Here is a 13,735-nt window from a genome sequence, read left to right as displayed (position 1 = left end):
ATTTTGGAATTTATGAAAAAAGGACTTTTATACTTCTTTCTAATATGCAGTAGCAGTACATACGCTCAATTTTTATATAAGAATATTAACCAAGAGACCAAATCAAATTATACAAGTAATGCGTCAAAAATTAATTCACTTAAAAGTACCACTTTTAAAACTGCCGTTGATTTAACTAAATATTTACCTCCAAATTATTCAAAAAGCGGTAATGTTGATTATACCTCATATATTCAGAAAGGGTTAGACGAAAATCGCAAAGTGATAATGCCAAACTTCCCCATTTTAATAAATGCAAAAGGCATAAAACTAAAATCAAATTCGAGTATTTTATTTCAAACCAATTCTCAGATTAATTTAAAGCCCACTAACCTGGCTCAATATGGCGTGATATGGATAGATAATATTGAAAATGTTGACATTTATTACCCTAAACTGATTGGAGATAAATACAATCATTTGTCTTCGAAAGGTCAATGGGGAATGGGATTATTTATTACGAGTAGTAATAACATAAACATTTATAATCCCATAATTTCGAAAATGTGGGGAGATGCCATTTACATTGGACAACAACAAAATAAGATATCAACTAATATAACAATCTCTAATGCCTTTTTGGATGATAATAGAAGAAACGGAATATCAATAGTATCTGGGAATGGAATTTATGTCAAGAATTGTTTTATTTCAAATACCAATGGGGTTAGCCCCTCAGGAGGGATTGATATTGAGCCAAATGCTAATAACAATGAACTTAAAAATATTGAATTAACAAACATTACAACTTATAACAATGGCTCTCGAGGAATATTAGTAGCACTGGACTACCTAAATGGTGTTAACAAAAAAGCAATATCAATAGACATCAATAATCATAAAGATTATTATTCACCAACGGGGTTAGAAATATATTCTGATAGAGGAAACGGAAACAAATTACCCAATCAGAATTCCGGGTATATTTCAATAAGCAAAACAGAGTATTACTATAATAAAAAGGCAGGTTTTTTAAGCGGGGTAAGCAAAAAAAACAATATTGAGCTTAGAGTATCCAACATAAACAGCAATAAACAATTTATTTCCTCTGCTATTACAAATAGTTTGAGTAAAGATTTTAAAAGTGGAAAAGAAATACGAATAAAATAAAAATTGTGGCAGTTAAAAAGAAGATAAGCGTCATAATACCTTTTTATAGTGGAGTAGATTGGCTAGAAGAAGCTGTTCAAAGTGTGTTAGATCAAACGCATTACGATCATGAAATAATTGTTGTCAATGATGGTTCTCCAGAAAATATAGCATCTTTTCTCTCAAAATATGAAAGACACATAATTTATAAGTTCAAAGAAAATGGAGGGCCAGCAAGTGCTCGTAATTTAGCACTTAAATGTGCAACAGGAGATTATATAGCGTTTCTTGATTCTGATGACGTATGGCTCCCTCTTAAGTCAGAAAAGCAGATATCTTTTATGGAAACAACTGGCGCCATGTGGTCTCACACTTGCTGCTATAATTGGTATCCGAGTTTAGATAAATTCGTTTTAACAAAAAATGAAACGGATTATGGGAATGTATACCTTCAAAGTTTTATTTCATTACGGATTAATACACCTTCTTTAGTAATTGATAAACGTTGTTTTGATGCTCATCCTGAGCTCACATTTTATGAAGATATGAGATATGCACAGGACGCCGCGTTATGGTCCAGGATTGCTTATTATTACCCATTAGCACTTCTGAAAGAACCTCTAGTGAAAGTTAGGCAACGTGGAACAAATGCAGCTTCACGTGCAGTGGTACGTTTTAATGCTAAATCAATTATTTATTCGAAAATTAAAAAAGGACAATATAAAAATGTACCAACCAGTATATTATTCATCTATAAACAGTATGTTATCGGCAATACAATATTGAATTCTTTAAAGAAATCTTTTAAAACAAAAGAAAGTACCTTAGAATTTTTTGGGAAAGTATTTTGGTGTATCCCATTTATACAAGAACGGATTATCGCATTTAGGTTAAGAAGCAAAAATATTAAACTGTATAAATCGTTTGTCAGGTAACTTTACCTTTCTATGCTTTTATTCCTATTATTAGGCTATTCAACAGATAAGACTAGTGCAGATTTAAAAACTTCGATAATCCGGATATTAATATAAATCTTTAATAGTATTAATAAAAATAACAAAAGTAATGAATAACATGTATCTTATAAAAAGCGATAATTTTTAACCATTTTTAACAATTTATACTCATTTCCGATAATTGCAGCTTAATAAATAAAAAATATAAATATTGACAATCTTATGCGTATACAAGGTAAAGCCCTATTAATCACAGGTGGTACAGGTTCATTTGGCAATGCCGTTATGAACCGATTCTTAAATACAGATCACTTTAAAGAGATCCGTATCTTCAGCCGTGATGAGAAAAAACAGGATGATATGCGGAAACGTTATAACAATGCCAAGATCAAATTTTATCTTGGTGATGTGCGCGACTATTCAAGTGTTGAAACTGTTGTAAATGGTGTGGATTACATTTTTCATGCCGCAGCTTTAAAGCAAGTGCCCTCCTGCGAATTCTTTCCGCTGGAAGCAGTTAAAACCAATGTATTGGGTACCGATAATGTGCTGAATGCAGCCGAGAAATTCGGCGTGAAAAAGGTTGTGGTATTAAGTACAGACAAAGCGGCCTATCCGATTAATGCAATGGGCATGAGTAAGGCATTGATGGAGAAAGTTACTGTAGCTCGATCCCGTAACCTGGATGATTCAAAAACCATTTTCTGCGCTACCCGTTATGGGAATGTGATGGCTTCCCGAGGTTCCGTTATTCCCCTGTTTATTGATCAGATCAAAGCAGGAAAGCCACTAACCATTACAGATCCGGGTATGACCCGTTTTATGATGACGCTGGAAGATGCGGTGGATCTGGTACTGTATGCTTTTGAAAATGCCAAACAGGGTGATTTATTCGTACAAAAGGCGCCCGGAGCTACTATTGAAACCCTCGCAAAAGCACTGATTGAAATGTACCAATCTGATAGCCAAATAAAAATTATTGGTACCCGGCATGGAGAAAAAGTATATGAAACGCTGGTAAACCGGGAAGATATGTTAAAGGCCGAAGATATGGGCAATTACTATCGTATACCAGCAGATACCCGGGATCTAAATTATGAACAGTATTTTTCTGAAGGTAATAAAGAAGAGGCTCAAATAGAAGAATATCATTCACATAATACGCATCGCCTGGACGTGGAAGGTATGAAAGAACTGCTTAAAAAGTTACCTGTAATAAGAGAAGATATTTTAGGAGAAATCGATGTTATCCATTATCCTGTATAATGTTCAAAAGTCCAAATATTATTGAGGGTACCTGTTATAAAGGTGGTGGAGGTATATTAAACTATAATAATGATTTCGATACAACTCCAGTAAAACGTATCCACACTATTCAAAATAGTGAAAGCAATTCCATCCGTGGCTGGCAGGAGCACAAAATAGAGCAAAGATGGTTTATTACAATAAGCGGATCATTTGATATTGATATTATAACAATTGACGACTGGGCACATCCACCGCCCAGCCTGGCACATCAACAATTTCGCTTAGAACAGGAAAAATTGGATGTATTACATATACCTTCGGGCCATATTACGGGTATTCATTCTTTAATACCAAGTAGTAGTTGGTCATGAGCAATTATTTACTCAGGGGATTAAAAGACGAATAAGGGTTTGACTTAGAGTACTTTAAAAATATATTTTACGATTTATGATAAGGATTGGAATTACTGGTCAAAATGGCTTTACCGGCTCCAACTTGTTTAATACACTTGCTTTGTATAAGGAAGAGTTTGAGTTAGTTCCATTTGAACGCAATTATTTTGAGAATATCGAAAAGTTAAAAAAATTTGTTGCTCAATGTGATGTTATTGTACATCTGGCAGCCATGAACCGGCATCCCGATCTTAATGTAGTATACGAAACCAATGTATCCCTGGTTAAGAAATTAATTGGTGCATTAGAAGCTGTCAATTCCAAAGCACATGTATTATTTTCATCCTCTTCCCAGGAACAGTTGAACAATATATATGGGCAATCAAAGAAAGAAGGCCGAGAGTTGCTGAATGCATGGGCAGAACGATCCGGTGGAAAGTTTACAGGTTTGCTTATTCCAAATGTTTTTGGTCCCTTTGGTAAACCCAATTATAACTCCTTTATTGCCACTTTTTGTCATAAATTGACACATGGTGAAACTCCTGAAGTCAGACAGGATGCCGATGTAAACCTGATTTATGTAGATGAGCTGACTGAAATTATCATTGACCAAATCCGGAAAGATGAAACCCAACCGGAGTTTATAGTACCCTATACAACCACTCGCAAAGTTTCGGACGTATTGAAATTGCTGAACGCATATAAGGACCTGTATTTTTTAAAAGGCGAGATACCTATTATTACTGATCGTTTTGAACTGAATCTCTTTAATACCTTTCGTAGCTATTTCGACATAAAAAATCATTACCCCGTAAAACTTGTACAACATACGGATCCAAGAGGCGCCTTTGTAGAGGTGATCCGGTTAGGTATTGGTGGGCAGTGTTCTTTTTCCACCACTATGCCCGGCATTACCAGGGGTAATCATTTCCATACCCGGAAAATTGAGCGATTTGCAGTCATCAGGGGAAAAGCCTTGATCCAACTAAGAAAGATCGGTACAGATGAAGTATTGAATTTTCAATTAGATGGCAACGAGCCCGCTTATGTGGACATGCCGATCTGGTATACGCATAATATTAAAAACATTGGTGACCAGGAATTATATACCATCTTTTGGATCAATGAGCCTTATAATCCTAAAGATGCAGACACTTATTTTGAAACAGTTTAACAGAAGAAATGAAGAAACTAAAAGTAATGACGGTTGTTGGAACCCGTCCAGAAATAATACGGTTGTCCAGAGTTTTGGTGGCATTGGATGCTTCCCAAGCTATTGATCACATATTAGTTCATACTGGTCAGAATTACGACTATGAGTTAAATCAAATATTTTTTGAAGACCTAGGCATTCGCAAGCCTGATCACTTTTTGGAAGCGGCTGGGAAAACCGCTACGGAAACAGTTGGTAATATTCTTATAAAAATAGACCCACTGTTAGAATCATTAAAACCAGATGCCTTTTTAGTTTTAGGAGATACCAACTCTTGTCTTTGTGCTATTCCTGCTAAAAAGCGGCATATCCCTATATTCCATATGGAGGCCGGAAACCGATGTTTTGATCAGCGGGTGCCTGAGGAAACCAACCGCCGTATTGTGGACCATACATCTGATATTAATCTTACCTACAGTGATATTGCCAGGGAGTACCTTTTGCGTGAAGGATTACCTGCAGATCGAATCATTAAAACGGGTTCTCCTATGTTTGAAGTATTGAATCATTACTTGCCAGACATTAAAAAATCTAACATTTTAACAAAACTGGGACTTGAAGCAGATAAGTACTTTGTAGTATCATCCCATAGAGAAGAGAATATTAATTCGGACAAGAATTTTTCAGGGCTTATCAATTCGCTGAATGCAATTGCAGAACAATACCACTATCCTGTTATTATATCTACCCATCCCCGCACGCGAAACATGATTGAGAAAAAACAAGTTCAGGTACGGCCCGAAATACAGTTTCTGAAACCGCTCGGTTTTCATGATTATAATGCTTTACAAATACATTCTTTTGCCACGCTATCTGATTCCGGTACCATTTCGGAAGAGTCTTCCATATTAAATTTCCGGGCACTGAATATCCGGGAAGCGCATGAACGTCCGGAAGCTATGGAAGAGGCAGCTGTAATGATGGTAGGGTTAAATACAGAACGTATCCTTCAAGGCCTGGTACAATTGCAACAACAGGAAACAGGTATCAATCGTAATTTTCGGCAAGTAGCGGATTATTGTATGCCTAATGTTTCAGAAAAAGTAGTAAGGATTATATTAAGTTACACTGATTATGTAAAACGGATAGTGTGGTCTGAAGCCATTTAATCAATGAAAAAAAAATATTAATTCATAGTATTGCTTTTAGTCCCGACGGTGTATCAACCGCCTATCTTTATAATGATATTGCAATAGCATTAAAAAACGCAGGATATGAAGTGGTGGTATTAACAACAACCCCCCACTACAATATAGTACCAGCGGTAATTAAGAAGCAACCGTTATCGAAACATCTTTTAGGACTATACTATACTAGTGAGTACAATGGTATTAAAGTATTGCACGTAACACAGAAGAAGTTTAAATCTACAATTCTTCGAATGCTAGGTTTTGTCTATTGGCATACACTTTCATTAATACTTGGGTTAAAAGAAAAACGTATAGATCTTATTTTATCTCCATCCCCTCCTTTATCAATTGGGTTTATTAACTTGATCATTGGTCGATTAAAGAAGGCAAAAGTAATATATAATGTTCAGGAAATTTACCCGGATTTTCTTATAGAGCAGGGAAATCTCAAATCTGGCATAATTATACGTTTTCTAAAATGGCTGGAGCGCTTTGTTTACAATAAGTCGGATGCTGTTACTACAATTGACCAAATATTTTACAATATTATATCTCCCAGATTTGTATGCCCAAAAAAGTTACACATTATTCCAAACTTTGTAGACACTGCACTTTACCGTCCCCTTTCCAAAGAAACCATTAAACTCTGCAGGGACGTATTTAAAAATAGTAATGCTCTAAAAGTAATGTACGCCGGAAATATAGGGCATGCCCAAGATTGGGATCCTCTTATACAAGCAGCCCTATATCTTAAAGATGATCCGATTGAATTTTATGTTATTGGAGAAGGCGTAATGAAAGAATATCTTTCCAGCCAGGTCAAGACAAAGAGCCTGAATAAAGTACATGTTCTTCCCTACCAGCCTAGGGAACTAATGCCTCATCTGCTTGCTTTTTCTGATATTCAATTTATCTTTATGTCCAAGGAGATGGAAAACCATGGGTTTCCCTCAAAGGTATATACTATAATGGCCAGCGCAAAGCCTTTACTCGTTTGTTCAGGAGAACAAACTCCGATCGTAAATTTTCTGAGTCAATTCACCTGTGCAAAGCTTATTACTACAAATGATAATAATAACAAGATTAATGAGATAACATCTTTTTTAAAAACTATATCTAAAGATGAGCTAAAAAAAATGGGAGAAAATGGTTTTAATGAAGTTCAAAAAAATTATTCAAAAGAAGCTGTCTCTCAACAATATATTCAACTTGTACAGCAACTTCTAAATTAAATGACAATAATAATAACAGGGGCTTCTGGATTTGTAGGCAATAATCTTGTGCAGTCTTTACAGCGCTCAGGTAAAGCTGTTAAACCAGTATCTTTACGCAATGTTGACTGGAAAAATCAAATTCCAAAAGATGGAGACGCTATAATCCATCTTGCAGGGAAGGCACACGATACTACTAACAGGTCGCATAAAGAAGAAGAATATTTTCATGTTAATCGTGATCTTACAATCAGGATTTTTAAGCAATTCCTTGATTCAAATATTACAGATTTCTTTTTTTTTAGCTCTGTTAAAGCTGTGGCAGATACGGTAGATCAATCCCTTTCAGAAGAAAACATACCGAGTCCTCTTACTCCGTATGGGAAATCGAAACTAGCCGCTGAAAACTATTTAACAGCACAAAATCTCCCTAAAGATAAGCGACTTTTTATTCTTCGCCCTTGTATGATCCACGGGCCAGGAAATAAAGGTAATCTGAATCTACTTTATAAACTTGCAAAAAAAGGGGTACCGTGGCCCTTAGCCGCTTTTGAAAATAAAAGGTCATTTCTGAGTATTGATAATCTATGCTATTTGGTTATACAGATGCTCAATAATCCTGAAATCAGGTCCGGGATATATAATCTTGCAGATGATATACCGTTATCAACAAATGAGTTAATCACGCTGATCGCTAAACTTGAGGACAAGCGGCCTCGTCTTTGGGCCATTCCTCCTGGTCTTATAAATGGTCTGGCAAAAATTGGAGATACGCTTCGGTTTATGCCACTGAATTCAGAGCGCTTAAAAAAATTAACAGAGAGCTATGTTGTATCCAATCAAAAAATCAAAAAAGAGCTCAATATAGAAAGGCTTCCGGTTAGTTCTGTGGAAGGTCTTCAAAAAACAATTAAAAGCTTTCAAAATAAGTAAAACTATGTCATTAAACTTTAATATTGAAAAATTTATAGGGGAGCACATTACCCACCGCCGGCAAAGTTTGTTCCTGCCGGATATGGAAAAGCATAGCCAACTCTTTGAGCAGGAAATAAAGGGTAAAACCGCATTGGTAATTGGCGGAGCAGGAACCATCGGATCTTCTTTTATCCGCGCATTGGTCAGATACCAGCCGGCAAAACTGATCGTAGTGGATATTAACGAGAACGGATTAACTGAATTAGTACGCGACTGCCGGAGCCGGAGCGATCTGAAACTGCCGGCTGATTTTAAGACCTACCCTATTAATTTTAATGATGCCGTCTTTGAAAAGATCCTTAAACAGGAAGGCCCTTTTGATATCGTAGCCAATTTTGCCGCGCATAAGCATGTACGCTCAGAAAAAGATATCTTTTCGATTGAAGCGATGATTGACAATAACGTGATCCGCGCCAAGAAATTACTGGACCTGTTGCTGGAGCATTCGCCCAGGCATTTTTTCTGTGTTTCTACAGATAAGGCTGCCAACCCGGTAAATGTAATGGGAGCCAGCAAAAAACTGATGGAGGAGGTGATCCTGGCTTATTCCCAGAAAATAAAGATCACCACTGCCCGTTTTGCCAACGTGGCCTTCTCTAATGGCAGTTTGCTGGCGGGCTTTATTGAGCGCCTGATCAAACAGCAGCCGCTCTCCTGCCCTTCTGATGTAAAACGCTTCTTTGTATCGCCGGATGAATCCGGACAGATCTGTCTATCCGCATGCATCCTGGGAACTTCCGGCGATATCTTCTTTCCGAAACTCGCAGAAGAAACCATGGTAAAATTTGCAGATGTGGTAGCCCCCTTTTTAAAGGAAATGGGCTACGAAGTAAATACCTGTGCTTCAGAAGATGAGGCGAGAGCTGCAGTTACTGGTATACCCGGTGGCAAATACCCGGTATACTTTTTCAGCAGTAATACCAGCGGGGAAAAATTATACGAAGAGTTCTATACGGAGGCGGAGGATCTGGACCTCGAAAGTTATCAATCCTTTGGTATTGTAAAAAATGCAGAACGGAGATCACTGGATGAACTGGATAAAGTGATCGACGGCCTCAAACAGGTATTTACAAACCATCAGGCCACCAAGAAGGACATTGTGTCAGTGCTAAACACCATGATCCCGGGCTTTGAGCACATTGAAACCGGCATGAACCTGGATCAGAAGATGTAGTTGGCTGTTCTCAATACTCAAATCTCAATACTCAAATCTCAATTCTAAAACCGTGTATCCATTTTTCAAACGCCTCATCGATCTTTTTGTGTCATTGATCGTCCTTTGTATCCTGTTGCCTTTTATGCTTCCCATTGTAATCATATTATTATTAACAGGGGAACATTATGTATTTTATCTGCAGAAAAGGATCGGCTACAAGAACCGGTATTTCAATATCATCAAGTTTGCCACCATGCTCAAGAACAGCCCCAATATGGGCACAGGGCTGATCACGATACGGAAGGATCCGCGCCTGCTGCCTATTGGCGGTTTTTTACGAATGACCAAGATCAATGAACTGCCACAGATTTTAAATGTTATTAAAGGAGACATGAGCATTGTGGGGCCCCGCCCGTTGGTAGACAAGACCTTTAATGCCTATCCTGAAGCAATCAGAAACAAGATATATGATTCAGTTCCGGGAATTACAGGGATCGGTTCCATTATTTTCAGGGATGAAGAAGACCTGCTTACCAATACAAAAATGGACCGGACAGAATACTATGAAAAAGTGATCGCGCCTTATAAAGGCGAGCTGGAAATGTGGTACAATAAAAATAAAAGCCTCCGGGTAGATTTCTGGATCATTTTCTTGACGGCCTGGTCGATCATTAATCCGGATACAAAACTACCACACAAAGTTTTTAACGGATTACCACAGAAGGATTTGTCTGATATATAAACATTTCATTACATTTAAACTGTAAGAACATTTAAATGCTCTTTGAAAAAACAGGTTTCAGGAAATCCTGAAAATAAAAACCAATATGCCTGACTTTTTGGCTATACATCAAAATGAAGCATACTTGTGCAATAGTACCTAAAAATTTATTCTAATTATATCTGTATCTCAGGTTTGGTCCAGATTAAGCCCGAACTATAGCCTGCCACATCTTCGATAGTCATGTGAAATTCAGTATTTAAATAATGGAATGTATACCTAATATTCGCCTATACTGATTTTCTCAAAATCTCTACCCACACATTTTTAGAACAGGTTTTAAGCAAATTTCGTAACTCTTTTATACCTCAATATCTCAGATATACAAAGATTTCTAAAAGTTAATCCGGATAGTATCAGCATTCCATTGAGGATTGAAGTTTAAGGAAAGTGACGTATTGATATTTGAACTAAGGCTCTTCGTATTTTTTGAATTTACAGTGGACAAACTATGGGAAGTGTTAGCAGAAGAGCCTTTTCCAAAGAAGTTCCCTGAAACCAAGGTGATTTTATTTCTTTGACAGAAAACATTATTTATTGTTTTTGAACTTAGAACTGTAGCGCTATCTGCAGCAAGCTGCTCAATTATTATTGGAAAATTTCCCGCAACATATGGCATGTATAACTGAAATTCTCCATTCCCTAAATTCTGAAACCCTCCCCCAAGATAATAGGGAATAGATTCGTCTACATGAATAGTATCATATTGATCAAGAGAATAAGTGTATGTCCCTGCCACTAATCCTCTTGAAGTTTTTACCCTAAATTTTGTACTAGGATCCGCATCCTGAATTTTAACTTTCAAAAGCCCCACAATTCTTCGCATATTTGTTTGTTTACATACCTGCTCTCCAGAGCTGCCTACTGTAAAAATAACACTATCGCCCACAAAACAATCAGAGTTAGAAATATCATAATAATCTAAGGAATACCTTAAAAGGAAATTTATATTTGGCAAGTAATCAAGCAATTGGTACCCTGCATCTGGATTGAGGAATGCCGGATACAATTTTGCGTCACGACCAAACGCATAGAAATAGGCTTTATAGGTTCCCTCCGGAAGAGAATCAGTAAATGTTCCAAAATTTGCAGAATTACTGTCTTGGTATTGGTATGGATAATAATTATTAGAAGCAGAAAGAGGCTTTATATATAAGCCAATTAAACTTAAAAATTGTTTCAGAGAATCACTTGAAAGGTGGTTCTTCTTATCATTAAAAACACTGAGCGTAACCATATTCTTTTGGCTATTATTGACTGTATTGTACGACTGATTTTGATGTTCTTTTTGGCAAGCTATCAAAAGAAGAAGCAACAGCAAAACATTAGAGCGAAGTAGATTTTTCATGGTAATAGATTTTGTGTTAAATAATTTGTAAATTATAAATAAATTTCTAGATTAGATACATTTATTTTTTATAAATTGATATTCAATATTTTATATACGCTTTGTTGTAGATACAATATTTGTGTCTGTACTTAAGAATACGGTATGCCCAGTTCCCTGTTTGTTTCTACGGTATACCACTTTTGCTCGTTTTAAGATCACACACTTTTCGTCTAGGATTCTCGAAAGAAACATCAAACAAAGACTGAAAATTCATCTTCCGACTAAACTGATTCCAATGCTTTTCTCAGCATATTGACCACCCGAATACCCGAAACAGTTCAGAAAATTATGCCGTACAGGCAACATGATCCATTTTTCAAAGACCCAACACAGAAACTTCTTATAAGGCTTGGTCAATTCACAAACTTGATTTATTCTTGCACTAATAAAGCTTATCGCTTTATTAAGGACGGTGGTCTTATTCTTCACACAATAAATATTCAACCGTCTTTTTTCTTCTCTTTCACCGCCTGTGAATAAATCCCTACAAAATCAAGAAAATTTTACTTTATCCACATTTTTCCGGACTATAAAAATGCCGAAGTATTGTTACTGTTAGATGTTAAGAATATAAGGTGAATATTTCTTAACATGTAGAAATTAGCTTCACTATATATTATTTGTGTTATTTTAGCAGGATTTAAATATTAAACATGAATACTTTGCCTCCAGATGCAAATCATACAAATATTCTCCACCAGCAAATTTTTAAGAGACTTCTTAGAAGAGCAATTGCTTTATTTTAGAAAAAAAAACGTATACTGGACCATGGCCTGTACCCAGGATGAACGATTGTTGAATGATGCCGCAAAATCTGGTTATATACCCCTGCCGGTTGATATCCTGCGAAAAATAACGCCCCTGAAGGACCTGGCTGCTATTGTAAGACTTATAAAGGCTATGCGCAATAAACATTTTGATATCGCTATTGCTCACACCCCCAAGGGTGGCATGATCGGCATGATCGCCGCCCGCCTGGCTGGTGTGCCCAAGCGGGTATATTACCGCCATGGGCTGCTCTTTGAAACGGCAAAAGGATTGAAAAGGAAATTACTGATCGCTATTGAAAAATTAACGGCAGCCTGTGCTACAGAAGTTATTTGCATCAGCCCTTCGGTGCTGGAGCAAAGCATCCGTTACCGGCTGAACCGGCCCGGAAAAAATAAACTGATCGGCCCGAGAGGATCTTTTAATGGTATCAACGCTATAAAGTTTGACCGGTCAAAACAGATCCCGGAAGCAGTCAGCGCCTTAAGGGAACGTGCCCGTATAAAAGACCCCGAAGTGATTTTTGGCTTTGCCGGCCGGCTGGTGAATGATAAGGGTTTAAATGAACTGGCCGCAGCCTGGCAGCTGTTTATAAAAGACGGTAAAAAAGCAAGGCTCCTGGTGGCTGGCAGCTATGAGCAACGGGATGCGCTTCCCCAGGCTACGCGGCGGTACCTCGAAAAGGAGCCTTCTGTAACCCTACTGGGCGAGCTGGAAGATATGGTTTCCTACTATTCACTGCTGGATGTGTTTATTCTCCCCTCTCACCGGGAGGGCCTGCCCACGGTATTACTGGAAGCCGCAGCAATGGAGCTGCCCGTTATTACTACCCGGGCTACCGGTTGTGTGGATGCTATCCTTGAAAACAAAACGGGCATTTTTACAACAACAGCCCCTGAAGAAATAGCGGCTAAAATGGACTTTTACTATAAAAATCACCATCTTCGCGTGCAGCACGGGCAGGAAGGAAGGCGTTTTGTACAGGAATATTTTCACCAGGAACAGATCTGGAAAGAAACCCTGGAGCAGGTATTGACCATTTGATCCGCTGCCGGCCATTTTTCCGGATTCAGCTGTACAGCGCATGTTGATGCAATAAGTTACAGACATTATTCGAGCCTGCCCGCCGGGAGCTACCAAAAGAGGCGCTACGAAGTCGGCTGGATATAGCACTTGCAGTTATGTTCCGGAAAAGCAGTTCAGTTTATGAGATAATGAAAAACCTCTAAGCTTCATTTATCTAAAAAAGTAGTAGAGCCCGTTTAATGATATCAATATAGGTAGTATTTAAAAAGCTTGCAGGATCCCATAGAATTTGTATTTTCAATTCCGTTGAGATAATCATTTCACAAATTTTAAAACCGTCCGGCAAAACAGGATTCGTGTA

General features: G+C 37.4%; 12 protein-coding genes. 11 read left to right on the top strand and 1 reads right to left on the bottom strand.

Annotated elements, in window-relative coordinates; all coding sequences use genetic code 11:
- Nucleotides 1-12: 12 nt before the first annotated feature.
- From A8C56_RS08005 to A8C56_RS07960, 10 genes are all read left to right on the top strand, one after another.
- Nucleotides 13-1,149 carry a right-handed parallel beta-helix repeat-containing protein gene (locus tag A8C56_RS08005; protein ID WP_067754284.1) on the top strand — a complete coding sequence of 379 codons (1,137 nt, stop codon included), beginning with the start codon at nt 13-15 and terminating at the stop codon, nt 1,147-1,149.
- Between the two features lie 5 nt (nt 1,150-1,154).
- Nucleotides 1,155-2,063, top strand: coding sequence for a glycosyltransferase family 2 protein (locus A8C56_RS08000; RefSeq protein WP_067754281.1), 909 nt, complete (start codon nt 1,155-1,157; stop codon nt 2,061-2,063).
- A 243-nt stretch (nt 2,064-2,306) separates the two neighbouring features.
- The gene (locus A8C56_RS07995) at nt 2,307-3,350 is read left to right on the top strand and encodes a polysaccharide biosynthesis protein (protein WP_067754279.1); all 1,044 of its coding nucleotides are present in this window, start codon (nt 2,307-2,309) and stop codon (nt 3,348-3,350) included.
- Complete coding sequence (locus A8C56_RS07990; protein ID WP_067754276.1) at nt 3,350-3,703, top strand: hypothetical protein; 354 nt, start codon at nt 3,350-3,352, stop codon at nt 3,701-3,703. Before A8C56_RS07995 ends, A8C56_RS07990 begins: the two co-directional genes overlap by 1 nt.
- Nucleotides 3,704-3,779: 76 nt before the next feature.
- Nucleotides 3,780-4,898, top strand: coding sequence for a polysaccharide biosynthesis C-terminal domain-containing protein (locus A8C56_RS07985; protein WP_067754269.1), 1,119 nt, complete (start codon nt 3,780-3,782; stop codon nt 4,896-4,898).
- Between the two features lie 8 nt (nt 4,899-4,906).
- Entirely contained in the window at nt 4,907-6,046 is a 1,140-nt protein-coding gene (wecB, locus tag A8C56_RS07980; protein WP_067754268.1) for a non-hydrolyzing UDP-N-acetylglucosamine 2-epimerase, read from the top strand.
- Between the two features lie 110 nt (nt 6,047-6,156).
- Nucleotides 6,157-7,299, top strand: coding sequence for a glycosyltransferase family 4 protein (locus A8C56_RS07975; RefSeq protein ID WP_218917267.1), 1,143 nt, complete (start codon nt 6,157-6,159; stop codon nt 7,297-7,299).
- The gene (locus A8C56_RS07970) at nt 7,300-8,211 is read left to right on the top strand and encodes an NAD-dependent epimerase/dehydratase family protein (RefSeq protein WP_067754261.1); all 912 of its coding nucleotides are present in this window, start codon (nt 7,300-7,302) and stop codon (nt 8,209-8,211) included.
- Between the two features lie 4 nt (nt 8,212-8,215).
- On the top strand, nt 8,216-9,427 hold the full coding sequence (locus A8C56_RS07965; protein WP_067754258.1) for a UDP-N-acetylglucosamine 4,6-dehydratase: 1,212 nt from the start codon (nt 8,216-8,218) through the stop codon (nt 9,425-9,427).
- A gap of 52 nt (nt 9,428-9,479) precedes the next feature.
- Entirely contained in the window at nt 9,480-10,151 is a 672-nt protein-coding gene (locus A8C56_RS07960; protein WP_067754255.1) for a sugar transferase, read from the top strand.
- Between the two features lie 373 nt (nt 10,152-10,524).
- Here the strand turns inward: A8C56_RS07960 and A8C56_RS07955 are convergent, their stop codons facing one another.
- Nucleotides 10,525-11,538, bottom strand: coding sequence for a hypothetical protein (locus A8C56_RS07955; RefSeq protein ID WP_157097918.1), 1,014 nt, complete (start codon nt 11,536-11,538; stop codon nt 10,525-10,527).
- A gap of 714 nt (nt 11,539-12,252) precedes the next feature.
- On the opposite strand from A8C56_RS07955, the gene A8C56_RS07950 reads away from it, so the two are divergent.
- Nucleotides 12,253-13,392, top strand: coding sequence for a glycosyltransferase family 4 protein (locus tag A8C56_RS07950; RefSeq protein WP_067754249.1), 1,140 nt, complete (start codon nt 12,253-12,255; stop codon nt 13,390-13,392).
- Nucleotides 13,393-13,735 lie beyond the last annotated feature (343 nt).

The sequence above is a fragment of the Niabella ginsenosidivorans genome, assembly GCF_001654455.1.
Taxonomy (GTDB): Bacteria; Bacteroidota; Bacteroidia; order Chitinophagales; family Chitinophagaceae; genus Niabella; species Niabella ginsenosidivorans.
This window is presented reverse-complemented; position numbering and strand designations above follow the sequence as displayed.